Origin of the sequence: Fluviicoccus keumensis, assembly GCF_004217445.1 — a bacterium.
GTDB lineage: Bacteria > Pseudomonadota > Gammaproteobacteria > Pseudomonadales > Moraxellaceae > Fluviicoccus > Fluviicoccus keumensis.
In genome coordinates this window covers 155,340-180,644 of the sequence record NZ_SHKX01000015.1, presented here as the reverse complement: position 1 = coordinate 180,644, position 25,305 = coordinate 155,340, and the positions used below count along the sequence as shown (strand labels likewise).

At 60.2% G+C, this 25,305-nt stretch carries 25 protein-coding genes and 1 pseudogene; 9 read left to right on the top strand and 17 right to left on the bottom strand.

The features are described from left to right. Positions 1-36: 36 nt before the first annotated feature. From EV700_RS15000 to rpsB, 16 genes are all read right to left on the bottom strand, one after another. Positions 37-378: a PilZ domain-containing protein gene (locus EV700_RS15000; RefSeq protein ID WP_130415267.1), complete on the bottom strand. Its 342-nt coding sequence runs from the start codon at positions 376-378 to the stop codon at positions 37-39. Positions 379-382: 4 nt separating this feature from the next. After that, entirely contained in the window at positions 383-1,372 is a 990-nt protein-coding gene (locus EV700_RS14995; RefSeq protein WP_130415265.1) for a DNA polymerase III subunit delta', read from the bottom strand. Between the two features lie 3 nt (positions 1,373-1,375). Then, positions 1,376-1,999, bottom strand: coding sequence for a dTMP kinase (tmk, locus tag EV700_RS14990; protein WP_242610287.1), 624 nt, complete (start codon positions 1,997-1,999; stop codon positions 1,376-1,378). Between the two features lie 44 nt (positions 2,000-2,043). Further along, positions 2,044-3,246: an endolytic transglycosylase MltG gene (mltG, locus tag EV700_RS14985; RefSeq protein ID WP_130415261.1), complete on the bottom strand. Its 1,203-nt coding sequence runs from the start codon at positions 3,244-3,246 to the stop codon at positions 2,044-2,046. Continuing rightward, on the bottom strand, positions 3,227-4,051 hold the full coding sequence (gene pabC / locus EV700_RS14980; protein WP_165391508.1) for an aminodeoxychorismate lyase: 825 nt from the start codon (positions 4,049-4,051) through the stop codon (positions 3,227-3,229). Before pabC ends, mltG begins: the two co-directional genes overlap by 20 nt. Positions 4,052-4,077: 26 nt before the next feature. Then, entirely contained in the window at positions 4,078-5,316 is a 1,239-nt protein-coding gene (fabF, locus tag EV700_RS14975) for a beta-ketoacyl-ACP synthase II (RefSeq protein WP_130415256.1), read from the bottom strand. A 143-nt stretch (positions 5,317-5,459) separates the two neighbouring features. After that, positions 5,460-5,696: an acyl carrier protein gene (gene acpP, locus EV700_RS14970; RefSeq protein WP_130415254.1), complete on the bottom strand. Its 237-nt coding sequence runs from the start codon at positions 5,694-5,696 to the stop codon at positions 5,460-5,462. Between the two features lie 124 nt (positions 5,697-5,820). Further along, a complete protein-coding gene (gene fabG / locus EV700_RS14965; RefSeq protein ID WP_130415252.1) occupies positions 5,821-6,555 on the bottom strand; it encodes a 3-oxoacyl-ACP reductase FabG in 735 nt (244 codons plus the stop codon). 15 nt (positions 6,556-6,570) lie between these two features. After that, positions 6,571-7,506, bottom strand: coding sequence for an ACP S-malonyltransferase (fabD, locus tag EV700_RS14960; RefSeq protein WP_130415250.1), 936 nt, complete (start codon positions 7,504-7,506; stop codon positions 6,571-6,573). Then, positions 7,503-7,949, bottom strand: coding sequence for a Cif family virulence factor (locus tag EV700_RS14955; RefSeq protein WP_130415248.1), 447 nt, complete (start codon positions 7,947-7,949; stop codon positions 7,503-7,505). Before EV700_RS14955 ends, fabD begins: the two co-directional genes overlap by 4 nt. 1 nt (position 7,950) lies before the next feature. Then, positions 7,951-8,961 carry a phosphate acyltransferase PlsX gene (gene plsX / locus EV700_RS14950; RefSeq protein ID WP_207224695.1) on the bottom strand — a complete coding sequence of 337 codons (1,011 nt, stop codon included), beginning with the start codon at positions 8,959-8,961 and terminating at the stop codon, positions 7,951-7,953. Positions 8,962-8,969: 8 nt separating this feature from the next. After that, positions 8,970-9,155 carry a 50S ribosomal protein L32 gene (gene rpmF / locus EV700_RS14945; protein ID WP_130415244.1) on the bottom strand — a complete coding sequence of 62 codons (186 nt, stop codon included), beginning with the start codon at positions 9,153-9,155 and terminating at the stop codon, positions 8,970-8,972. A 34-nt stretch (positions 9,156-9,189) separates the two neighbouring features. Beyond that, positions 9,190-9,645: a YceD family protein gene (locus EV700_RS14940; RefSeq protein WP_165391507.1), complete on the bottom strand. Its 456-nt coding sequence runs from the start codon at positions 9,643-9,645 to the stop codon at positions 9,190-9,192. A 138-nt stretch (positions 9,646-9,783) separates the two neighbouring features. Further along, positions 9,784-12,639, bottom strand: a complete 2,856-nt coding sequence (locus tag EV700_RS14935; protein WP_165391506.1) for an ATP-binding protein — start codon at positions 12,637-12,639, stop codon at positions 9,784-9,786. A 147-nt stretch (positions 12,640-12,786) separates the two neighbouring features. After that, positions 12,787-13,671, bottom strand: a complete 885-nt coding sequence (gene tsf / locus EV700_RS14930) for a translation elongation factor Ts (RefSeq protein ID WP_130415238.1) — start codon at positions 13,669-13,671, stop codon at positions 12,787-12,789. A 121-nt stretch (positions 13,672-13,792) separates the two neighbouring features. Further along, a complete protein-coding gene (gene rpsB / locus EV700_RS14925) occupies positions 13,793-14,533 on the bottom strand; it encodes a 30S ribosomal protein S2 (RefSeq protein ID WP_130415236.1) in 741 nt (246 codons plus the stop codon). 190 nt (positions 14,534-14,723) lie between these two features. Here rpsB and map point away from each other — a divergent pair, with 190 nt between their 5' ends. From map to EV700_RS14885, 8 genes are all read left to right on the top strand, one after another. Next, on the top strand, positions 14,724-15,509 hold the full coding sequence (map, locus tag EV700_RS14920) for a type I methionyl aminopeptidase (RefSeq protein WP_130415234.1): 786 nt from the start codon (positions 14,724-14,726) through the stop codon (positions 15,507-15,509). Positions 15,510-15,513: 4 nt separating this feature from the next. Next, complete coding sequence (gene glnD / locus EV700_RS14915; protein ID WP_130415232.1) at positions 15,514-18,177, top strand: [protein-PII] uridylyltransferase; 2,664 nt, start codon at positions 15,514-15,516, stop codon at positions 18,175-18,177. Then, on the top strand, positions 18,178-19,359 hold the full coding sequence (gene dapC, locus EV700_RS14910) for a succinyldiaminopimelate transaminase (protein WP_130415230.1): 1,182 nt from the start codon (positions 18,178-18,180) through the stop codon (positions 19,357-19,359). A 102-nt stretch (positions 19,360-19,461) separates the two neighbouring features. Beyond that, on the top strand, positions 19,462-20,283 hold the full coding sequence (gene dapD / locus EV700_RS14905) for a 2,3,4,5-tetrahydropyridine-2,6-dicarboxylate N-succinyltransferase (RefSeq protein WP_130415228.1): 822 nt from the start codon (positions 19,462-19,464) through the stop codon (positions 20,281-20,283). A 43-nt stretch (positions 20,284-20,326) separates the two neighbouring features. After that, the gene (locus tag EV700_RS14900; protein ID WP_165391505.1) at positions 20,327-20,695 is read left to right on the top strand and encodes a Spx/MgsR family RNA polymerase-binding regulatory protein; all 369 of its coding nucleotides are present in this window, start codon (positions 20,327-20,329) and stop codon (positions 20,693-20,695) included. 88 nt (positions 20,696-20,783) lie between these two features. After that, a complete protein-coding gene (locus EV700_RS14895; RefSeq protein WP_130415226.1) occupies positions 20,784-21,203 on the top strand; it encodes a hypothetical protein in 420 nt (139 codons plus the stop codon). A gap of 89 nt (positions 21,204-21,292) precedes the next feature. Beyond that, on the top strand, positions 21,293-22,759 hold the full coding sequence (locus EV700_RS14890) for an O-antigen ligase family protein (protein ID WP_130415224.1): 1,467 nt from the start codon (positions 21,293-21,295) through the stop codon (positions 22,757-22,759). Continuing rightward, positions 22,701-23,390, top strand: a complete 690-nt coding sequence (locus tag EV700_RS14885) for an SIMPL domain-containing protein (RefSeq protein ID WP_130415222.1) — start codon at positions 22,701-22,703, stop codon at positions 23,388-23,390. Before EV700_RS14890 ends, EV700_RS14885 begins: the two co-directional genes overlap by 59 nt. A 20-nt stretch (positions 23,391-23,410) precedes the next feature. Here the strand turns inward: EV700_RS14885 and cysB are convergent, their stop codons facing one another. Next, positions 23,411-24,385: an HTH-type transcriptional regulator CysB gene (gene cysB, locus EV700_RS14880; protein WP_130415220.1), complete on the bottom strand. Its 975-nt coding sequence runs from the start codon at positions 24,383-24,385 to the stop codon at positions 23,411-23,413. Between the two features lie 103 nt (positions 24,386-24,488). Here cysB and EV700_RS14875 point away from each other — a divergent pair. Next, positions 24,489-25,271: pseudogene (locus EV700_RS14875) on the top strand (sulfite exporter TauE/SafE family protein); the annotation flags it as partial. Between the last annotated feature and the right edge of the window lie 34 nt (positions 25,272-25,305).

The following is a 25,305-nucleotide window of genomic DNA, read 5'->3' as shown; positions in this document are numbered from 1 at the left end:
ACAGCTGTCGAAGCGGACCCGCCCCGACAGCCGGGATTACATGGTGAAGGTGGGACGATCGGCTTGCAGGGCGCCGCCCAGTTGCGCCTCGATCTTGCGACGGCAGCTGTCGCCGGCCTCACCGGACAACTGAATGCCGAATCCGGCCGGGCGTTGTCCCTGGTTGCGATGGTTGACCCAAACCACCTTTCCGGTGATCGGCAGCTTTTCCGGATCATCCGGCAGCGTCACCACCACGAAGATTTCATCCCCCAGGCGGGTCTGGCGCGTACTCGGCACGAACAACGCCCCGCCCTTGATGAACGGCATGTAACTGACATAAAGCTGAGCCTTGTCCTTGATGGCCAGACTCAGGATACCCGCTCCGCGTGGCAGCATGTTATTACCCTCTTGTTTGTTCCCAGAAGCGGTCCCACAACAGACCCGGCTGGATATTGGCCGCCAGCAATCGCCGGTTATCCAGACACAATGCCTGAAGATCCAGCGCCTTGCGGCTGCCCATGACTTCCGCCAATGAACCGATTATAGGCAACAAATCCCTATTTTTGATAGCGTCCCGCGCTTCGGCCGCCATCAGGCCGACATCCGCCAGCAAACCGTAAAACCATAACCAGGCTTCATCCGCAGGCAATTTCTGGGTCGCGGTTGACGCCGACAGCGGTCCGACCCTGCCGGAAGCCACCGCCAGCAAGCGTTTGGCCAGGTCTTCACGCTGCCGGAAAACCTCTTGCTGCGACATAGCCAAGGCAGCCAGCGGCGCGCCATGGCACAGGGACAACAACAGCCCCGCGTGCGTCGGTGTTTCCAGTTGCGGCGACAGCCAGGACTGCGCCTGCGCGCGATCCGGCACCCCCAGATCAAAATGCTGGCAACGGCTGCGGATCGTGGGCAACAGAGCCAACGGCTGATCCGTCAGCAGCAGCAGCAAGGTGCGATCGCCCGGCTCTTCCAGGGTTTTCAGCAGGCTGTTGGCGGCGCTGACATTCAGGGTGTCGGCCGGATCAATGATGGCGATCCGCCAACCGCCCAGTTGCGGGGATTTGGACAGGAAATCCAGCAGGGCGCGGATTTGGTCCACCTTGATGACCTTGCTGGTCTTGCCGGTTTTTTCATCCGTGACCGGCGACAACTGACAATAATCCGGATGCGTATCGGCCCGGCAGAGGCTGCAGCCCTTGCATTCGCCACAAGGCAGGCCTTGCCGGGGCGAGACACACATCAGCAGGGATGCCAGCGATTCGGCAAAGGCATGCTTGCCGACACCGGCCGGACCGCTCAGGATCAGGGCATGCGGCAAACGCTGCTCGGCGTGCAGGCCGGTCAGTCGCCGCCAGCCGCCATCATGCCAGGGATAAGGCTGTAAGTGCGCCATCAATCAGTCCTGGGACAAACCGGGAAAAGAATCCAGCACCTGCTGCAATTGCGCCTGCACGCCCGCAATATCCTGCGTGGCGTCAATACGACGGTAGCGTTGCGGAGCCTCCTCGGCTTGCCGGGCGTACTCGGCGCGCACCCGCTCGAAGAAGACCGCTTTTTCCTGCTCAAAACGGTCCAGCGCCTGACGCGCGGCCGCACGGGCCAGCCCGGTTTCAACCGGCGCATCCAGCCATAGCGTGATATCCGGCCGCAAGCTGCCTTGCACCAGGGTTTCCAGCGCCGCAATGTCTGGAACCGGCAGGCCGCGACCGCCTCCCTGATAGGCATAGGTGGCGTCGGTAAAACGGTCGCAGAGCACCCATTGTCCGGCTTGCAGCGCGGGGATAATCACCTGCTCCAGATGCTGGGCGCGAGCCGCGAAAACCAGCAGTAACTCGGTCATCGGCGACATCGGTTCGGCTTCACGCGCCAGCAGCAAACCGCGAATGCGCTCGGCCAGCAGGGTACCGCCAGGCTCACGCGTCACCACGACCGTGAAACCGGCTTCCTGCAGGCGATCCCTCAGAAACTGCAGCGCCGTGCTCTTGCCAACGCCTTCCGTGCCTTCAAGGGTTATGAACAAGCCCATGACTATTTCACGCTCCGCAATTCAGGATAAAACGGCGTTCAATGCCGACGGGTATTTTCAATGTAGGCGCGCACCGCCTCGTTATGGGCTTTCAGGTCAGCGCTGAATACATGCGTGCCGCTGCCGTCGCCACGCGCCACAAAGTAAAGGCTGTCGCCCGGAGCCGGATGCAGTGCCGCCTCAATCGCCGCCTTGCCCGGCAAGGCGATGGGTGTCGGCGGCAGGCCATCAATACGATACGTGTTGTAGGGTGTCGGCGTGATCAGGTCGATCTTGCGCAGGTTGCCGGTGTACGCCTTGCCCATGCCATAGATCACGGTCGGATCGGTTTGCAGACGCATGCCTTGTTGCAGTCGGCGGATAAACAATCCGGCGATTTGAGGCCTTTCCGCGGCGTTACCGGTCTCCTTCTCCACAATCGAGGCCATGATCAAGGCCTCATAAGGGGTACGGTAAGGCAAGCCCGGCGTCCGCGTCGCCCAGGCCTTTTGGAGCACCCGTTGCTGCTGGTCGAAAAGTTTACGGAGCACCATTTCATCCGTGTCGCCGGGCATGAACACATACGTATCGGGCGCAAACAATCCTTCCGGGTTCGTCACCGGACTGCCCATCAGGGACATGATCTGGCTGTCGCTTCTGTCGCGAAGGGTTTGCTTGATATCCGGATTGGCAGCCACCTGTTCACGCAGCTTGGCGAACGTTGTACCCTCGATCACGGTGACGCGGGTGTAGATCAGCCCTTCGCCGTTTGCCAACTGCTTCAGCAGTCCGGCGACACTGACACCCGGCCGAAACTCGTACACACCCATTTGCAAGGCTTTGGGGTGCAGAAAGCGGAAGTAGGCTCGGGACAAGGCGCGGTTACCCAGTTTGCCATCCGCCGCCAGCCTGTCGAAGGCGGCCTGATAGCCGGTGCCCCGTTCAACGCGCAGGCGATAGCCCTGCGCCGGGATATCCAGCGGCCGGAACAGGTTCAACCATACCCAACCGGATAACGCCAGCAGCACAACCAGCAGAAAACCACTGACAATCGGCCAGACCGATATGGTCTTGGGCGGCTGTCGGCTGGGGCGGCGGCGAGGCGCGGAAGTGGCGTTGCGAACCCGGGGCTTGGCCGGCTTCGCCGGTTTGGCGTCCGAGTCGCGCGGAGCCGCTGGCTTGCGCGTACGCGGGGACGCCGTACCGGCAGTTTTCTTGGCGGCCGGTCGACGGGTCGGTTTCTTAGGCGGTAATTCGGGCATTTTTCAAATGCTGCTGCAAACGTTGGGTGACGGGGTTCGGGGGCATTATTCTGCCATTGAAGCGGATCACCGGCCAAATGCCGAACACGCTGTTGCAGAAGAACAACTCGTCAGCCTGATCCAGATCATCGGTTTGCAACCCGGTTTCAAGGACAGTGTGTTGCAGATCGCCCGCGGAGTCCATCAAAAAAGAGCGCATCACCCCGCGTACACCGGCTGCGGACAGCGCCGGCGTCAGTAATCGTCCTGCCTGCACCGCAAACAGATTACTGAAAACGCCTTCGATCACACGCCCCTCAAGATCACAGACCACGGCCTCGGGCCACGGGGTCAAGGCGAGTTCCTGCCGCAACAATACCTGCTCCAGCCGGTTTAGATGCTTGTGCCCGGCAGTGAGCGGATTCAGCCCCAATCGCCCTTGCAATATCCCGCTTTCAATACCGGCCTGATTGCCGGACGAATGCGGAACCTCGGTCCAGAGCAGGAAATAGCAGTTGGGAAGCTGCTGGACATCCGGAAGATACCCGCGCCCGCCCGCCCCCCGGGTGATGATGATTTTGGCGATCCCGTCCGGATGCGCCGCGACAAAGCGGGCGAAATCCTGACGCCAGCGGTCCATGCCGGCTACCGGGATATTCAGCGATTGCGAGCTCAGCAACAGACGCCGCCAATGGTAATCCAGCAGAACCGGCTCGCCGCCTCGAACCGGCAGGGTGGTGAAGTGGCCGTCCCCGTAAGCGAAACCGCGATCGTCAACAGGCATGCCCGCGACCGGAGAGCCGTTCAGCCAGGCGGCGATCAGCACACTACGCTCCGTTTCAGGACGCTCACCTAGATGCGGCGGAAAATCAGGGTGCCGTTGGTACCGCCGAATCCGAAGGAGTTCGACAGCGAAATATCCACCTTCATCGGGCGAGCCTGATTGGGAACATAATCCAGACGGCATCCCGGATCCGGGTTTTCCAGATTGATGGTGGGCGGCGCGATGTTGTCGCGGATCGCCAGCACGCTGAAAATGGCCTCAACACCACCGGCTGCACCCAGCAGGTGACCGATCATGGATTTGGTCGAACTGACAGCGACACGCATTGCGTGCTCGCCGAAAACCGATTCTATTGCCTGCGATTCCGCCATGTCCCCTGCCGGGGTGCTGGTGCCGTGAGCATTGATATAGTCCACGGCGGATGGCTCGATTCCGGCGTCGCGCAACGCATTGCGCATGGAGGCCGCCGCCCCTTCACCGGATTCGGTCGGTGAAGTAATGTGGAAAGCGTCGTCACTCATGCCGAAGCCGATCAGCTCGGCGTAGATTTTTGCGCCGCGCGCCTTGGCATGTTCGTATTCTTCGACCACCAGCACACCGGAGCCGTCGCCCAGCACAAAGCCGTCGCGGTCCTTGTCAAACGGGCGGCTGGCGGCCTGCGGGTTGTCATTGCGGGTAGACAGGGCGCGCGCGGCGGCAAAACCGGCCATGCCCAGCGGCGAGGAGCCCTTCTCCGCTCCCCCGGCCACCATGACGTCGGCATCACCATAGGCAATCAGGCGCGCCGCCAGACCGATGCAATGCGTGGCGGTCGTGCAGGCGGTAGCCAAGGCCAGGTTCGGCCCCTTCAGCCCGAAGCGGATGGCCAGGAGGCCCGCCGCCAGATTAATGATGGAGCCTGGCACGAAGAACGGGGAAATCTTGTTCGGACCATCCTTCAACAGCGTGTCGTAGTTACGCTCGATCGTGCCGATGCCGCCGATACCCGCACCAATGGCGACACCGATACGGCCTGCATTGTCGGGCGTGACTTCCAGCCCGGCGTCCTGAATCGCCTGGATACCGGCCGACATGCCATAGTGCATGAACTCGTCATAGCGACGCAGCTCCTTGGCCGGCATGGCCGATTCGGGCTCAAAATCACGGACAATCCCGGCGAAGCGGGTCTTGTACTGGCTGGCGTCGAAATGATCAATGCTGGTGATACCGCTGCGCCCGGCAAGAATGCCTTCCCACGTGGAGGCTACATCCCGGCCCAGGCAAGTCACCATGCCCATACCCGTCACAACGACACGACGTCGACTCATGCTTTGAAACCCCTTATGCAAGCGGCAACCCGGTGAAATCCTCACCCGGTCGGTCATTCACTCCGGCCAACCGGGATATCCCGGCTAAAAAAAAACCGCATGACCCGCGACTGCGGGATGCGGCTTCGGTTGTCACCCAACACTTACTTGGCGTTGGCGACGATGTAGTCAATGGCAGTCTGCACAGTGCCGATTTTCTCGGCTTCTTCATCGGGAATCTCGGTCTCGAACTCTTCTTCGAGAGCCATCACCAGCTCAACGGTGTCCAGGGAATCGGCGCCCAGATCGTCCACAAAAGAGGACTCGTTCTTCACGTCCTCCAGCTTTACGCCCAATTGTTCGGCTACGATCTTCTTGACCCGTTCTTCGATAGTGCTCACTTTGTGTCTCCTCAGGGGGTGGTCTCGATGTTCACGGCACCTTCGTACCGCCGAACAGCGCTGCTAGTTTATTGAAGGCCGTAGTCAGGTAGCAACATCCTTTTAGGCCGTTTGATGAAAAGAGTTACATATACATACCGCCATTGACCGGTAAAGTCACTCCGGTAATGTAAGCGGCGGCATCACCGGCCAGGAAGGCAACGGCCTCGGCGATGTCTTCGGGCTGGCCAAGACGGCCGGCCGGAATCTGGGAAAGCATGGTTTGTTGCTGTGCTTCAGACAAGGCATGCGTCATGTCGGTGGCGATAAAACCGGGCGCGACGCTGTTGACGGTAATGTTACGGCTCCCCATCTCGCGCGCCAGCGAGCGGCTGAAACCTTCCAGCCCGGCCTTGGCGGCGGCGTAATTGGTTTGTCCCGGATTACCCATCAGGCCGACGACGGAGCTGATGTTGATGATACGGCCCCAGCGCGCTTTGCCCATGCCCTTCAGGCAAGCCTTGGAAAGGCGGAAAATGGCGGTCAGGTTGGTGGCGATGACATCATCCCATTCGGCATCCTTCATGCGCAGCAGCAAGTTGTCGCGGGTGATCCCGGCATTGTTGACCAGGATCAGCGGCGCGCCGAAGCGGGCCTGTACCGCCTCGATAAAGGACTCGATCTGGCCGGGTTCGGCAACGTTCAGCATCATGCCGGCGCCGCCGGATTGACTCAGCCAGGCATTGATCGCCTCGGCCCCGGCCTCGGTCGTGGCGGTACCGATCACCGTGGCGCCCTGCGCCGCCAGCTTGCTGGCGATAGCCTTGCCGATACCGCGACTGGCGCCGGTGACAATGGTGACTTTTCCTTGCAATGACATGCTTCTTCTCCGAAATCAGGCGGGACGGGCCAAGGCGGCCGTCAGGGAGCTTTCGTTCTCGATGGACTCACACTCCAGCCCCTTGTGAATACGCTTGTTCAGGCCGCACAGCACCTTGCCGGGGCCGCACTCGACCGCGCGGGTGACTCCCTGGGCCGCCAGCCATTCGACGCTGCGCACCCATTGCACCGGGCTGTAAAGCTGCGCCACCAGGGCTTCACGCATGGCGTCGGCGCTAGTCTCGACACGGGCGGCGACATTCTGCACCACCGGTATTGCAGGGGTATTAAAGGCAACGTCCTTCAAGGCAAGCGCCAGTTTTTCTGCGGCAGGCTTCATCAACGAGCAGTGCGACGGCACGCTGACCGGCAGGATCAGGGCGCGCTTGGCGCCCTTGGCGCTGGCCAGGCTCATGGCGGCTTCCACGGCGGCCTTCTCGCCGGCAATCACCACCTGGGCGGGCGAATTGAAGTTCACGGCTTCGGCGATACCCGTGGCGGCGGCTTCGCGGCAAGCCGCAATCACGTCTTCATCAGAGAGGCCCAGAATGGCCGCCATGGCACCGGTTCCGGCGGGTACGGCATCCTGCATCAACCGGCCGCGCAAGGCCACCAGCTTCACGGCATCGGCCAGCGACAATACGCCGGAAGCGACCAGCGCCGAATACTCACCCAGGGAGTGACCGGCCAAAAAAGCCGGGCGGGGACCCCTCTCGGCCTGCCAGACGCGCCACAGCGCGATGCTGGCGGTTAACAAGGCGGGCTGGGTGTTCTCCGTGCGATTGAGGGCATCCTCATCGTTCTGGCACAAGTTCCACAGGTCGAAACCCAAGGAGGCGGACGCTTCGGCAAAGGTGTCGGTAACCACAGGAAAGCGGGCGGCCAGATCGGACAGCATGCCCTTTTGCTGGGAACCCTGTCCGGGAAAGACGAAAGCGAGTGTTGAAGTCATAGTTTTTCCGTACTCAGATAGACAATCCGGCCGTCGCGCAGCACCAGCTCCCCTATCAGGTCTTCATTCTGTTCAATCAGGTTTTGCTTGTCTTTGACCTGAATCAGATAACGGTTGCGGTTGTGGGTGCGGATAATGGCCTGCTTGCCGTCTTCCCGCAACTGTATCTGTCGCAACTCGATGGTATTGAGGATCAGCTTGGCCACCATGAAGTTGGCGTTCTGGATCTTGCTGTATTCATCCCGGGTGACCTCCTTGCCCTCCGCAGGAAGAAGATGACGGAATTCCGGCGCGAACAACGTCATCAGGGGATCAAGTTCCTTGCGCATGACATGCGTCGTCTGCTCGTCCAGGAAGGCGCGGATATCGGCTTCAGTCATGACATCGAGGGCGCAGGCGATGTTCGCGGACAAGGCCAGCAACACCGCCGCCAGGAAACGCACCTCAGACTCCGGCAGCCGGCTGCAAGCGGCCGGCGATCAGGGAAGGAATGTCTTTCTCGACTTCCTTGAGCGCGACGCGGATGGCGTTGGCGAATGACTTCTGATCGGCGCTGCCATGGCTCTTGATCACAATGCCGGTCAGGCCGACCAGACTGGCGCCGTTGTAGCGCCCCGGATCCATACGCTGGCGCAGGCCGTTCCAGATGGGAATGGCAATAGCCCCGGCCAGCTTGGTGAACAGGTTGCGGTTGATCTCCTCCTTGACGAAAGCCCCAAACATGCGGGCGACGCCTTCGGTAGTCTTCAGCGCGATATTACCGACAAAGCCGTCACAAACCACCACATCCGCTTCTCCGGCAAAAACGCCATCGCCTTCAACATAGCCGATATAGTTGAGCCCGGAGTCCTTGAGCAGGCCGTTGGCCTCCTTGATGAGGTCGTTGCCCTTGATCTCTTCCTCGCCGATATTCAGCAGCCCGACGCGGGGGCGGTCAATCCCGTCCAGCGCGGAAGCCACCAGACTGCCCATCTGCGCGAACTGCAGCAGGTGCACGGCCTCGGAATCGACATTGGCGCCCAGGTCCAGCATGTGGCAATGCCCCTTCACGGTCGGCAAGGCGGTCATGATGGCGGGACGGTCGATCCCGGCGTGGGTCTTGAGCACAAAACGGCTGACCGCCATCAAGGCTCCGGTATTGCCGGCACTGACGCAGGCGGCGGCCTTGCCTTCATGAACCAGGTTGATGGCGAGACGCATGGAGGAATTGCGCTTGTTGCGCAGAGCGACCGCGACCTTGTCATCCATCAGCACGACCTCATCAGTATGCAGGATACTGACGCGCGAGGACTCTTCCGAGGTCAAACGGGCAAGCAAGGGACGAATGAGGTTTTCCTGACCGACCAGGACAAGGTTCAGTGCAGGATGGGTCTTGAGGACGGAAAGCGAGGCGGGAACGGTAACGCGGGGACCGTGGTCCCCGCCCATGGCATCAACGGCTAGCGTGATCGCCATGCCGTTTATTACTCTTCGGCGACAGCCACGGGGAAGAGTTGACGGCCACGGTACACGCCATCCTTGGTGACGTGGTGACGACGATGTACTTCACCGGTAGTGCTGTCCACGCTCAGGGCGGCAGCGGTCAGGGCATCATGGGAACGACGCATGTCGCGACGCGAGCGGCTTTTACGGTTTTGCTGAACGGCCATTTTGAGACTCCAGACAACATCTGTTGATTACGGGTTATTCGTCTGCCGCCGGCTTTTTGAGAGCCGCCAGCACCTGAAACGGGTTTTCGCGACGGGTTTCGCCGACGGGTTCCTCGGGATTCCGGTATTCAAGCTCGCAGCTCTCATGGGACGGAATATAAGGAATGGCCAGCAGCAACTCGTCTTCCAGGATTTCCGCCAGAATCAGGCCCTGCTCGGATACGACCAGATAATCCGCGTCGTCCGACAGCCGTTCGGCGTCTTCCTCATCATGTACCAGCGCCAGCTCCACCTCCACCGAGACCGGCAGGGCCATCGGCTTCAGACACCGCTGGCAAGTCAGCGTCACGCTGGTTGTCAGGGTTCCGCGCAGCCAAGGCACGCGCTGGGCGTCACGCTCGAACCGGCAATCAACCTGAACCGTGCCCGCCTGATCAGCCAGTCCCTCGCACAAACGCGGGAATGACGCCAAAGGGACATCGCCTGCCACTTGGGCAGCTCGGTCAGCCCATTTAAAGGGCTCGATTGAAGCAGGTAGAGAGAGGACTGGCATAATAGGCGGGCGATAATACGGGGTCGAAGGCTGCTTGTCAAAAGCCGGAGGGGCTTTTTTCTGTTTCCGGCCGTTTCAGGAGGCTTCGGCGCTGGTCCACTTCAGGAGGACACGGGTCAGCTCTTCCAGACGGATGGGTTTGCCGATAAAGTCCGTCATGCCCGCCAGCCGGCAGGCCTCGCGGTCGGCAGGCATCACATTGGCAGTCATCGCGATTACCGGCAAGGCATCGAATCCGGGCATCCCGCGCAGCATGGCAGTGGCTTCCAGACCATCCAGCACCGGCATTTGCAAATCCATGAATACCGCGTCGTAACAATTCATGCCGCTCGCCGCCAGCAAATCCAGCGCCAGCTTTCCGTCATCGGCGGTATCCACACGGACCCCGAGACTCTCCAGCATGCGCCGCCCAACCAACTGGTTGACCGCATTGTCCTCCACCAGCAGCACCCGTTTTCCAGCCAGCGGAGCAGCCATGGGCGGACGAACGACCGCTGCGCCCTCCTCCCGGATCCGGATCGCCAGATCCTTCAGGCTGATCGGGGTCACCGGCTTGATCAGGGTGCGCACGCCCTCGGGCAGCCCTGCGGGCCTGAGACGCTCTTGCCAGGGGAACTGCAAGACCACGAGCGGCAGCGAAACCCCGGTCAGCCTGCGGCACTCCTGGCATTGCTCGCCGGGGAGGTCCGCATCAAACAGCACCCAGTCATAGGGCGGCGGCATGGCCGTGACATCCAGGCAAACACTCCCCAGATCTCCCGCCACATCCAGCCGCCAGCCCCAACGTCCCACCAAAGCCCGCACGGCGCGGGGCAGGCCCGCATCCCGGGTGACCAGCAAAATACGCAAGGCTACGGCATCCTGAGGACCGTCTTCGGCATCCCGAAGGACTCCCAGCCGGACCTGGAATGAAAACGTGCTGCCCGCGCCGACCGCGCTGCGAACCTGCATTGCACCACCCATGAGGCCGACCAAGCGCTGGCAGATGGCCAGGCCCAACCCCGTGCCGCCGAAACGGCGGGTCATGGAGGCATCCGCCTGGCGGAAGGCCTCGAAGATACGCGACTGCTGCTCGGGAGTCATGCCGATACCGTTGTCACTGACGCCGAAATCCAGGATCACGGCATCCTCATGCTGCTCCCGGACACTGACAGCAAGGTCAACCCGCCCTTCGGGCGTGAATTTGATGGCGTTGCCAAGCAGATTCATCAACACCTGCAACAGGCGCAAGGCATCCCCCACCAAGACAAAAGGCACTTCGGGCTCAATCCGGAAACAGACTTGCACCGGCTTGTCCTGGGTGGCGCTGACCGCCAGATTTCGCAACGACTCCAGCAGCTGTTCCAGACGGAATGGCTCCTCCTCCAGCGTCAGCTTGCCGGACTCTACCTTGGACAAATCCAGAATGTCGTTGAGGATCTGCAGCAGCAACTCTCCCGAGTTTTGCAACCGGGTCAGATAATCCCGCTGCTGCTCGTCCAGCGTCGTCATTTCCAGCAAATGGCTCAATCCCAGTATCCCGTTCATCGGCGTGCGGATTTCATGGCTCATGTTCGCCAGGAACTCGCTCTTCGCGCGGGTAGCGCTTTCCGCCGCTTCCTTGGCTGCCCGGAGAACAGCTTCGTTTTCCTTATCAGGGGTAATGTCGATGAAGGCAACCAGGTTCAGCTTGCCCAGCAGGAAGGAGTGAAAACGGACATGACGAAAATCGCCGTTACGACAGACAACGCGGGCCTCCATCGGCTCCATGTCCTGACCGGCCTGCCGCGCCGCGGACAGCCGCCCGAACCAGTCACGCCGAATTGCATCGCGGTACACCGGATCGGGATAGGCTCGCACCCACCAATCCCCGACGGTATGAAGCTCATTCGGCTCATAGCCGAACATTTTTATGAAACAACGGTTTAACAGCGAAACCTCGCCTTCCTTTCCGGAAAAGATGGCAAAAGCGATGGGCGCATTCTCAATCATCAGGCGGAAACGCTCCTCGCTTTCCTCCAGCGCCCGCCTGACTTCCGCCTCCTGCCGGTGACGCTGTTGCAACCGCATCCGGAAAAACAAGAACACCACCAGCACCGCCAGGCCGCTGAAAAACGCTACCCCCGACAACACGGCGCCGGGCCGGTAACGCCAGTAATCCAACAGGCTGAATTCACGTTTGTGAACGCCCAGCCACTTTTCACGAATGGCCGCATGCTCGGCGGGAGTAATCTCCGCAATTACCCGGTCAAGCAGACCGGCCAGCAACGGCCAATCATCACGCACTCCGATCGACAAGGGCGAATTATAGGGCGTGATCGCCGCCAGCTTGATGCCGGTCACGTGCAACGACTGCACCAGCCACGATGCGGACGCATGGTTGGAAAGCACATAATCCACCTCCCCCATCGACAAGCCCGACACCAGCTCATCCAGAAAGCGGTAACGCACCGGCTTGATGCCGGGGTAACGGGTTTTCAGGATTTCATCAGTAAAGTAGTCCGCTTCCACACCCACCCGCTGACCGTTCAGGTCTTCCAGCTGGCCCAGAAACGGGGTCTCGGTGCGGGTCAGTATCACCACGGGAAAGCGCAGATAAGGACGGGTGAACAGCAGGAAGTCACGCCGCGACGGGGTTTCCGTGATGGATGGCGTAATATCGAGCGTCTTTTGCTGCAATTGCAGCTGGGTTTTGGACCACGGCTGGCGCGGGCCGACCGCGAAGCGCACCCCCAGCCGGGCAGAAACCAGCTTCAGGTAATCCGCGCTGATTCCCTGATGGCGGCTCTGATCATCGAGGAACTCATAAGGCGGCCATTCGGGATCGATACCGACGCGAATGACCGGGTGCTGCGCCAGCCATTCGCGCTCAGCCGCACTCAAGGTCAACGCCGACGCGGCCAAAGGCATCAATAACAGCCACAACAGCCAGGCGACCCGCGGAAAACCCATCCGGCCCTCCATTATTCTTGTCATGTACGATAAGGCACCTGACGACTATTTAAGGGAAGTGCGACGCGAAAGCAAAGAAAAACCGCTAATGAACCCCATAAAAAATGCCCGCGCAAGGCGGGCATTTTCTGATAACCGCCGAAGCGGTTACTTGGCGGCGGCGGCGGCCTGCGCGGCAACTTCTGCAGCGAAGTCGACCACAGCCTTCTCGATGCCTTCACCCACTTCGTAACGCACGAAGCTGACAACGGAAGCACCCGCCTTCTTCACGAAGTCACCGACCTTGGTGTCCGGATCCTTCACAAAGGCCTGCTCGACCAGGCTGACTTCGGCCAGGTACTTCTTCAGGCTGCCCTCAATCATCTTCTCGACGATATTTTCGGGCTTGCCGGATTCACGGGCCTTGGCGGCATAGATTTCCTTTTCACGGGCCAGCACATCGGCGGCCACGTCAGCGGGATTGACCACGGCCGGGTTGGCGGCGGCCACGTGCATGGCGACATCACGGGCCACGTCGGCGTTGCCGCCGTTCAGGACCACGGCGACACCGATCTTGATGCCGTGCACATAGGTGCCGACCACATCGCCGGTCACGATCACAGCGCGACGGACCTGGATGTTTTCACCGATCTTCTGAACCAGGGCGACACGGGCTTCTTCCACGGTCAGACCGTCGCCATAGGCGAGGCCGGCAATCTTGGCGGCATCGGTTTCACCGGCGGCCAAGGCCACTTCGGCAACCTGCTTGGCGAAGGTGGTGAAGTTGGCGTCCTTGGCGACGAAGTCAGTCTGGCTGTTCACTTCCAGCAGCAGGGCGGTCTTGCCGTCAGCCGAGGTGGCGGACAGGATGGCGCCTTCGGCGGCCACGTTGCCGGCCTTCTTGGCGGCCTTGGCCTGACCGGACTTGCGCATGTTGTCGATGGCCAGCTCAATGTCGCCACCGGCTTCGGTCAGCGCCTTCTTGCATTCCATCATGCCCAGACCGGTACGGTCGCGCAGCTCTTTAACGAGGGAAGCAGTAATTTCTGCCATGTTCGTGTCCTCTTTTGGATTTCCACAAAACAGTCCGTTTGCCAAGGCAATCCGGACTACAATCAGTATTAATGAAGAAAGGGAGACTTAGCTCCCTTCCTCAACGAACCACCGGCCAGAATCAGGCGGCGGATTCGGGGGCTTCAGCCTCGGCTTCGCGGCCGCCGCTCTGGGTGGCGGAATATTCCTTGCCTTCCAGGATGGCGTCAGCCATGGCGCCGGCGTACAGCTGGATGGCGCGGATGGCGTCATCGTTGCCCGGAATCACATAGTCCACGCCAGCCGGGTTGGAGTTGGTGTCGACGATGCCGATCACGGGGATGCCCAGCTTGTTGGCTTCCTGGATGGCAATGGCTTCGTGGTCCACGTCAATGATGAACAGGGCATCGGGCAGACCGCCCATGTCCTTGATACCGCCAAGGCTCTTTTCCAGCTTTTGCATTTCGCGGGTGCGCTCAAGGGCTTCACGCTTGGTCAGCTTGGCGAAGGTACCGTCTTGGGCCTGGGCTTCCAGATCCTTCAGACGCTTGATGGACTGGCGGATGGTCTTCCAGTTGGTCAGCATGCCGCCCAACCAGCGATGGTCGACAAAGGGCATGCCGGCGCGCAGGGCGTGTTCACGGACGATTTCGGAAGCGGCGCGCTTGGTGCCGACGAACAGCACCTTGTTCTTGCGGGCGGCCAGACCATTGGCATAAGTCAGGGCATCATTCAGGCGCTTGACAGTGATGTCGAGGTTGATGATGTGAATCTTGTTGCGGGCGCCGAAAATATACTCGCCCATCTTGGGGTTCCAGAAACGGGTCTGGTGACCGAAGTGCGCGCCGGCTTGCAGCAGGTCGCGGATCGAAACTTGTGCCATGATGTGAACTCCAGGTTCGGGTTAGGCCTCCATGTACCCCGGCTACCGACCTGACTGGCAGGCACCCAATAACCGTGACGGCACATGTGCGTGTTTTAAAAGTTGAAAAAACCTGTCCGGTTTATTTGCCGAAACAGGCGCGGCTTTATACCATATCGGCCTTCCCGCCTCAATGATGACGTAATGCTTTATGACCGTATCCCTGAAAACCCCTGACGAAATTGAAAAAATGCGTGTCGCCGGTCGTCTGGCGGCCGATGTGCTGATGATGATCGGCCCGTTCGTCAAGGCGGGCGTGACCACGGAAGAGCTGGACCGCATCTGTCATGACTATATTGTCAACGAGCAGCAGGCCATTCCCGCTCCCTTGAATTACAAGGGCTTTCCGAAAAGCATCTGCACCTCAGTCAACCATGTGGTCTGCCACGGCATTCCTTCTGACAAGAAGGTGTTGAAGAACGGCGACATCATCAACATCGACATCACCGTCATCAAGGACGGCTATCACGGCGACACCTCGAAGATGTTTGTGGTCGGTGAGGGTTCGGTGCTGGCCAACCGGCTGGTGAAAGTGACGCAGGAATGCCTGTATCGCGCCCTGGCGACCGTGAAGGCCGGTTCCCGCACCGGCGATATCGGCGCGGCCATCCAGAAGCACGCCGAGGCCAATCGCTTCAGTGTGGTGCGCGAATACTGCGGTCACGGCATCGGCAAGGTCTTCCATGAGGAGCCGCAAATCCTGCACTACGGCAAGGCGGGTGAAGGCCTGACGCTGAAGGCGGGCATGATCTTCACGATCGAGCCGATGATCAATGCCGGCGTTTGGCAAACCAAGCTGCTGCCCGATGGCTGGACGGCCGTCACCAAGGACCACAAACTGTCCGCCCAATGGGAACACACGATTCTGGTCACGGAGACCGGCGTTGAAGTCCTGACCGCCCGCCCCGACGAAGACCTGTCCTTCTTACAAGGTTAATCCCATGTCGCCTCCCCCCACGCTGGTCCCCCGCCTGTTTGACGCCGCCCGGCTGAATGCGCCGCAGCTCAGCAACGCGGAATACCGCGATCTGCTGAAGGATGCCCACCAGCAACTGCGTACCGAATTCGACGGCGGCACCTGTGTCCGGCTGCTGGTATCGGCGCGCGCGCAGGCCGTCGACGAGGTGCTGCGCCATGTCTGGGCCGCCGCCGGTCTCGACCGGACGCCCGAACTGGCCTTGCTGGCGGTCGGGGGCTATGGCCGGGGGGAACTGCATCCGGCCTCCGATGTCGACGTGCTGGTGCTGCACTCGCACGACACCCTCCCCCCGGACCTCAGCGAAGCCATCAGCACCTACCTGTCCCGGCTGTGGGACCTGGGACTCGACATCGGTTCCAGTGTGCGTTCGCTGGAAGAATGCGTGGAAGGCGTCAGCCAGGACATCACCATTGCCACAACTTTGCTGGAGGTGCGGACCCTGTGCGGGCCTGACAGCCTGCGCCAGACCCTGCTGCAGCTGACCCGGCCGCTGTGGACCGGAGCCGCGTTCTTCGAAGCCAAGAAGGAAGAACAACACGACCGTCACGCCAAACACAACTTCACTGAATACAATCTGGAACCGGACATCAAGAATGCGCCGGGCGGGTTGCGCGATATCCAGACCGTCGCCTGGGTCGCTAAGCGCCATTTCGATGCCGGAACGCTCTACGACCTGGTCAACCACGGCTTCCTCACCGAATTCGAGTATCGCCAGTTGATGGAAGGCGAAGCCTTCCTGTGGCGGATCCGCTTCCTGCTGCACATGCTGTCGAACCGCAATGAGAACCGGCTGCTGTTCGATTACCAGAAGACCATCGCCAACCTGCTGGGCTATACCGACAGCAATGCCAACCGGGCGGTTGAACAGTTCATGAAGGCCTATTACCGCGCCGCCATGAACCTGTCGATGCTGAACGAACTGTTGCTGCAATATTTCGATGAAACCATCCTGAAGACGGAAGAAGACAGCGAGATCGTTGCAGTTAACGACCACTTCCAGTTGCGCGACAACCACATCGAGGTCACGCACCATCAGGTGTTCGCCAAGTTCCCCTCGGCCCTGCTGGAAATCTTCCTGACCCTGGCCGAGAACACGCTGATCCAGGGTGTGCGCGCCAGCACCATCCGCCTGATCATGGTCGAAGCGCGCAAGATCAACGACGATTTCCGCAACAATCCGCGCAACCGGGAACTGTTCATGGGCATCCTGCGCGCGCCGCACGCCCTGTTCTCAACGCTGAGGCGGATGAAGCGTTACGGCGTCCTCGGCGGCTACCTGCCGGCGTTCGGGGCCATCATCGGCCAGATGCAGTACGACCTTTTCCACATCTATACCGTCGATGCGCACACGCTGCTGGTCATCAAGAACATGCGCCGCTTCCGTTATCAGGAAGGCGCGGAAGCATTCCCGGTGGTGGCGGACGTCGCACAACGCCTGCCGAAGCTGGAGCTGCTGTACCTGGCCGGCCTGTTCCACGATATCGGCAAGGGCCGCGGCGGCGACCACTCCGAGCTGGGATCGGTCGATGCCCGCGACTTCTGTCTGGCGCACGGCCTCAGCCTGCGCGAAGCAAACCTGGTCGCTTGGCTGACGCAGAAGCACCTGCTGATGTCCGTCACTGCCCAGAAGCAGGATGTGTCCGATCCGGAAGTGATCCACAAGTTCGCCGAACAAGTCGGCGACCTCGTGCATCTGGATTATCTCTACGCCCTGACCGTGGCCGACATCTGCGCCACCAACCCCAAGTTGTGGAACTCCTGGCGGGCTTCGCTGCTGCGCCAGTTATACCAGCAGACCCGCCGCGCCCTGCGTCGCGGCCTGAACAACCCGGTCGACCGGCAGGAATGGGTGCATGAAACCCGCATTCACGCCCTGGAAATCCTGGTCGATGAGCAGGGCATGGATGAAAGCCGCATCAATGACATCTGGAGAGGACTCGGCGAGGACTATTTCCTGCGGGAAACCGCCGCTGATATCGCCTGGCACACCGCCGCCATCCTGGCGCACGGCGACAATCCGGCGCCGCTGGTGGTGATCAAGGAAAGCCACGGCACCCAGTTTGAAGGCGCAACCCAGATCTTCGTCTATACCCGCGACCTGCCGAACCTGTTCGCCGCCTCGGTGGCGACGCTGGATCACCTGCACCTGACCGTGCTGGATGCCCGCATCATCACGGCGGAAAACCGCTACTCGCTCGACACCTACATCGTACTGGACGAGGACAACACCCAGATCTCCGACCCCGAGCGACTGGAATACATCCAGGCCGACCTGGAGCGGACCCTGTCGCATCCCGACCAGTTCCCGACCATTGTCCAGAAGCGCCTGCCGCGCCAGCTGAAGCATTTCAGCGTCAAGACCATGGTCAACATCAGCAATGACATCCAGCGCCACCAGACCATTCTCGAGGTCATCACGCTGGACCGTCCCGGCCTGCTGGCGCGGATCGGCCTGATCTTCATGGAGCACGGCGTCAACCTGCAGAACGCCCGCATCGCCACGCTGGGCGAACGCGCGGAAGACGTCTTCTTCATTACGGATCGCGACGGCCACCCCATTTCCAATCCCGAACTTTGTGAGAAACTGGCCTCCGCCCTGCGCAGCCAACTGGACACGGTGAACTGAATGAATCCCGACCTGAGCCAACTCCACCCCTATCCGTTCGAGAAGCTGGCGCGCCTGTTCAGCGACCTGACGCCGCCCGCCGACCTCAAGCCGATCGCCCTGTCTATCGGGGAGCCGAAGCATCCGTCGCCGGACTTCGTGATGCGCACCATCAACCAGCAATCCAAGCATCTGGCCACCTACCCCACCACCAAGGGTATTCCGGAACTACGTCAGGCCATCGCCGCCTGGCTGCAGCGCCGCTTCCGGCTGGTGCATCTGGATGCCGAAACCCAGATCCTGCCGGTCAACGGCACCCGCGAGGCGCTGTTTTCCTTTACCCAGGCCGTGGTCAACCGCCAGACCCGTCCGCTGGTGATGATGCCCAACCCCTTCTACCAGATCTATGAAGGTGCGGCGTTCCTGGCGGGCGCCGAACCCTGGTACCTGCCCTGCACCGCCGAAACCGGCTTCATCCCCGACTTCGATGCCGTCCCCGCCGAAATCTGGCAGCAAACCCAGCTGCTGTTCATTTGCAGTCCGGGCAACCCCACCGGCGCGGTCATCCCCCGCGACAAGCTTGTGCGGTTGCTGGAACTGAGCGACCAGTACGGTTTTGTCATCGCCTCGGACGAGTGCTACTCCGAAATCTATTTTGACGAAACCGACCCGCCGGTCGGCCTGTTGCAGGTTTGTGCCGAGACGGGGCGTCACGACTATCGCAACTGCGTGGTGTTTCACTCGCTATCCAAGCGCTCCAACGTGCCGGGCTTGCGCTCCGGCTTTGTCGCCGGTGACGCCAGCATCCTGAAGCCGTACCTGCTGTACCGCACCTATCACGGTTCCGCCATGCCGGTGCAACACCAGTGGGCCTCGATCATGGCCTGGCTCGACGAGGGCCACGTCATCCAGAACCGCGCGCTTTACCGTCAGAAATTCAAGGCTTTCCGTGACATTCTTGATCCGGTTTTGCCCTTGCAAATGCCGGATGCGGGCTTCTATTTCTGGGCCGATACCCCGACCGACGATGAATCCTTCGCCCGCCTGCTCTTCGGTCAGGCCCACGTCACCGTGCTGCCCGGACGCTATCTCGGCCGGACCGTGGATGGCTTGAACCCGGGTGAAAACCGGGTGCGGATGGCCTTGGTCGCCTCCCTGAACGATTGCGTGGCCGCCGCCGAGCGCATCAAGGCCCTGCTTTGATGATGCGATTGGCCGGTTTGATGCTGCAAGATGACCGGTTTGACCGGGAAAACCCGGTATAATGCCTCCCTTTTTACGAATACCTGACCGACGGAGACCTCCATGTCACTCGCCGACCTGATCACCCAGGCCTTTGAAGACCGCCTGCAGTTCAGCCCCACGAATGCCCCGCAGGACGTTCGCAATGCCGTTGCCGAAGCCCTGAACCTGCTGGACAGCGGCAAGGCCCGCGTTGCCGAGAAGATCAACGGGGAGTGGGTCGTGAACCAGTGGCTGAAGAAGGCTGTGCTGCTTTCCTTCCGCCTGAATGACAACGTTCCGCAGTCCGGCGGCAACGCCATCCAGTTCTACGACAAGGTCCCGACCAAGTTCGCCGACTGGACCGCCGACCAGTTCCGGGAATCCGGCATTCGCGTCGTGCCTCCGGCCGTCGCCCGTCGCGGCAGCTTCATCGCCCGCAATGTCGTGCTGATGCCGTCCTACGTGAATATTGGCGCGTATGTCGATGAAAATTCGATGGTTGATACTTGGGCCACCGTCGGCTCCTGCGCCCAGATCGGCAAGAATGTCCACCTGTCCGGCGGCGTCGGCATCGGCGGCGTGCTGGAGCCGCTGCAGGCCAACCCCACCATCATTGAAGACAACTGCTTCATCGGTGCGCGCTCGGAAATCGTCGAGGGCGTGATCGTCGAGGAAGGCGCGGTCATCTCGATGGGCGTCTACATCGGCCAGTCCACCCGCATTTACGACCGTGAGACCGGCGAAGTGCACTACGGCCGCGTCCCGGCCGGTTCGGTGGTGGTGCCGGGCAACCTGCCCTCCAAGGACGGCACGTACAGCCTTTATGCCGCCATCATCGTCAAGAAGGTGGACGCCCAGACCCGCAGCAAGGTCGGCCTGAACGAACTGCTGCGCGCCGACTGAGGCCGGAGACCGGATCGGCTCCTGACCGGTCCGGTTGCACACCATGATTACGATCTACGGCATCCGTAATTGCGATACGGTCAAGAAAAGTCTGCGCTGGTTTGACGACCGGCAGATATCCTACCGGTTTCATGACTTCAAAAAAGAAGGGCTGGATGAAGCATTGCTGGCCAACTGGCTTTCACAACGTGGCTGGCAAGCGCTGATCAACCGACAAGGCACGACCTGGCGGAAGCTCGGCCTGACGCCGGAGATGATGGAAGCCTCCGCGCTTTCGCTGATTCTGGCGAATTTGTCCATGATCAAGCGGCCGCTGATCGTCGAGGATGACGGATTGCCGTTAACGGGATTCGAACCCGCCATTTGGGAAAATGGCTTCATTTCCGCCCCCGGCTTTGATCGCGGAAGATAAATGAAACAAATCGGGTATTGCATACGCTACCGGCGCTGCCCTAATATTGGAAGATACCTTTAAGGTGATTTCTCAAGGAGTTCACACCATGCAACGCAAACTGCTCGGAATTGCAATCATCGCTCTTCTTCCCTTCGCTGGAGCCCACGCTGCTTCCGGTCAATCTTGCTCGGCTGCCGTGAAAAGTGCAAAGGATGGCGGAGCCTCTTACAAGTCTGCCATGAAGAGCGCCATTCAATCCGGCGCTTGTACACCCAAACAGGCCCGTGCTGCTGCTACCCGTCTGGCAACCACCCGTGCCGAGAGGCAGGAAGTCGTCACTGCCTACCATGAAATCAATCAGGAACTTCAAGCTACAGGCTCCAACGGCGGCACTGGTGGTAATGGTCAAGGCGATGGCAGCATTACCTCTAATGGCGGCAACACGGGCGGCCTGCTGAACTCCGGCAGCTTTGGCGGCTCGGGCGGCACCGGCGGTGGCGGCGGTGGCGGCTACGTTCCCAAGTAAGCTGCTGTTGCAGTCATTCCTGCTTGAAAAAAGGGTCGTCAGACCCTTTTTTCATATCTGCCCGACGCACTTGCTCTGACTTCGCTCGCATGGAAAAAGCTTTATTCTGCCTGCTGGGCTTCATGATCCTTTGGGCCCCTCTCCCCTTGGGAAGCAGCAGACCTTGGCCGGCCGGTTTTCTCGAAGCCTGCATGGCGATTTTATTCTTCGGCTGGTTGCTGACCTTGGCCCGTAAGCCCGGTATCAGCCGCAGCCTTGCCAAAAACCGATGGGTCATTGCCCTGTTCTGGCTGATCCCTGCCTATAACCTGTTGCAATTGATTCCCATGCCGCCCGACATGGTGAGCCTGTTTCGCAATACCCATACGCTTCCACCACTGCGAGACACGGTCTGGTCGCCCCTGACGGTTGATATCGGAGCCTCCGTATTACAACTGCAGAAGAGCCTGGCCCTGGCAATGCTCCTGACCGCGACCATCGGCATCGTCAACACCCCGAAAAAACTCGAACTGTGCATGGAACTGGTGGTGCTCACCGGTGTGATCCAGGCGAGTTACGGCGCGCTGGTTTCCTTGGGCGGCAATGCGTTTGACATTCTGAAAGTACATGAGGCCTACGCTCATAACTCCGAGGCCACAGGAACGTTCATTTCGCGGAATAACTTTGCCGGTCTGTTGGAAATCACGATTGCCACCGGCGTCGGGCTGGTCATCACGAATATTCTCCAGACCAAGGATCTGTATCTGGGCTGGCGGGCAGCCCTTCGAGGGTTCCTGCAAACCATGCTGGGCAAGAAAGCCCGATTACGTATTTTCCTGGCGCTGATGGTGGCCGCCCTGATTCTGAGCCGGTCGCGGATGGGCAATACCGCCTTCTTCGCCAGCCTGGGTATCTCAGCCGTGGTTGGCTTGCTGGTCTTCCGCAAACACCGTCAGCGTTCAAGCCTGATCTTCCTGTTTTCCAGCATGATCGCGATTGACTTCCTGATCCTGGGCTCCCTGTTCAAGCTGGATCAGCTTGCTTCCCGACTTGAGCACACTACCCTGGAGCAGGAAGAACGCGTCTACGTATTCCAGGCGGCTCTGGATATGGTCAAGGACGCCATGCCCGGCGGAACTGGAGGCGGGACGTTCGCCAGCGCTTTTGATGCATACAAAACCAATCAGATTTTCCTGAACTATATTGATGCCCACAATGATTACCTTCAGACCGCCATCGAATATGGCGCCGCCGGCGTCGTCATCTTTGGCCTGATCACCGTCCTGATCCTGTGGAAATCACTGTTCGCCCTCATATACCGTCAGACAGCCGCGCTGCGCGGGGCCGCATTTGCCGTCATCATGGGATTGATCAGCCACATGATCCACGCTACGGTCGAACTGAACTTGCAGGTTCTTTCAAACGCATTCCTGCTGACCCTCTTGTGTGCCTTTGCCTGTATTGCTTACGGCCTGGAGCACCAGCCCCACCATTCACACACCGCCAGGAGGCATCGCCATGAAAAGACTGATTCTCCCGATATTGCTAGCAGCCAGCTCGACCGCCGTCCTGGCTGACGAACCGGTACGCAACCGCATCGATTTCCAGACCGATGTTGAAACCGTCGCCACCAATGACTTGCTGACCGCGACCCTGAGCGTGGAAACCAATAGCCGCAATCCTGCCGCCCTGGCGCGGGAACTGACGCAGAAAATCAACGACGCATTGAAACAGGCTCAGGGGTTCAAGACCGTCAAGCTGACCTCCGGCAACCAGCAAACCTGGCCGGTCTATACGGACAAGAACAAGCTGGACAGCTGGCGCGGCCGCGCGGAAGTACGCCTGGAAAGCCAGGACTTCAAATCAGCGGGAGAGTTAATCAGTCAGCTGCAAAGCAACCTGCAACTGAACGGCCTGAATTTCAGCGTCGCCCCGGCAACGCGCCGGGAACTGGAAAACCAATTGACAGAACAAGCGGTACAGGCCTTCCGGCAACGGGCTGACCGTATCCGCCAGTCGTGGAACGCCAAGTCATACAAGTTGGTGCAGATGAACATCGGCTCGGCCAATCCCCCCTCTCCGCCCCCGGTTTACGCCATGCGGGCCGCCAAGATGGAGATAGCGGCGGATGTTCCGTCAGCGGAGTACTCCAGCGGCGAAAGCCGTCTCAGCATCCAGGTTTCCGGCTCCATTGAACTGGAGCCCTGATCCCGACCGCCGGACAGCCTTCAGAAAACTGGCAGCTCGATGTTCGCGAAGATGGCTTCGACAGACTCCGCATCACCGGCCGCAATCGCCGCTTCCACGCGTTCACGCGTCAGATGCGGCGAGAATTCCTGGATGAAGTCAAACATGAACCCTCGCAACCAGATCCCGCGGCGGAAGGCCAGGCGGGTGGTGCTGGCAGGAAAGAGATGGCTGGCGTCAAGTGCGATCAGATCGGTATCGATTCCCGGCTCATAGGCCATATGAGCCACGATACCGATGCCCATTCCCAGACGGACATAGGTCTTGATGACGTCCGCATCCGTCGCCGTGAACACGACGTTTGGCTGCACGCCCTCGCGACGGAATGCCTCATCCAGCACCGAACGGCCGGTAAATCCGAATACATAGGTGACAATGGGATAAGCAGCAACATCCTGAAGCGTCAGACGACCGATCTGCGCCAGCGGATGCGCTTTGGGCACCAGCACGGTGCGGTTCCATTGATAGCAGGGTAACAACACCAAGTTGTTGAAATTCTCCACCGCCTCGGTAGCAATGGCGAAATCCGTGGTGCCGTCTGAAGCCATCTGCGCAATCTGCTGCGGATTTCCCTGCTGGATATGCAAACTGACATCCGGGTACCGCTGACGGAAAGCACCGACCACCGGCGGCAGGCGGTAACGGGCCTGGGTGTGGGTGGTTGAAATGGAGAGACGCCCCCGACGCGGATCACTGAATTCCTCACCGATCTGCCGGATATTGTCGGCCTGCCGAAGCATTTCACGGGCAATCGCCAGCACTTCTTTGCCGGCCGGAGTGACTTGCGTAAAGTGCTTGCCGCTGCGGGTGAATATTTCAACCCCCAACTCGTCTTCCAGCAATCGGATCTGCTTGCTGACGCCCGGCTGCGAGGTAAAAAGGCTTTGCGCCGCCACCGACACATTCAGGTTGTTGCGCGCAACCTCAACGATATAACGCAGTTGCTGCAGCTTCATAACGCAACCTCATTCCATATGGTTATAAATATATACTTATTTGTTTCTTTATACGAGGCTCCCGATACCGTAGATTGCGCCCATTACTGAATCGGAGTGCATCATGACGGCGGACATCGGCTTTGTCATGGCGGGAGCATTGGTGGGAATGTGTGTCGGCCTGACCGGTGTCGGCGGCGGCTCGCTGATGACGCCATTGCTGACCATGATGGGGATCCCGCTGCATACCGCCATCGGCACGGACTTGCTCTATGCCTCGATCACCAAGTCCAGCGGCGCCCTGGTGCACTTCAACAAGAAGAATATCGAATGGTCCGTGGTCGGCTGGCTGGCCCTGGGCTCGATCCCCGCTTCCCTGCTTACCGCCTGGGCGCTTCATACCCTCTTCGGTAACGCCAACAACTATAAAGGCGTCATGACCGTCGCTCTGGGCCTGATGCTGATGCTGACGGCGCTTTCACTGATCTTCAAGAAGCAACTACAGAAATTCCATGACGCCAATCCGGTGAAAAGCCGCTTCCGGCGCTGGGTCAGTGACAACCATACGCAGGCGACGCTACTGATGGGCGTGATGCTGGGCATCCTGGTTACCCTGTCGTCGGTGGGTGCCGGGGCTTTCGGGGTGGTGGTGCTGCTCAGCCTCTACCCGGCGCTGTCAACCATCAAGATTATCGGTACTGATGTTACCCATGCCGTGTTCCTGACGCTGGTGGCCGGCCTGGCGCATGCCAAGATGGGCAACGTGGATTATCATCTGTTGTCGATGTTGCTGATCGGCTCCATTCCCGCCATCATCATTGGCACCCTGCTGAGTTCGCGGATGCCGGAAACGGTTATTCGCCCCTTGCTCGGCGTTACCCTGATGGCGCTTAGCATCAAGTTTGTCTTTTATTGATTCCCGCTTCGATGGCGAATGCCCG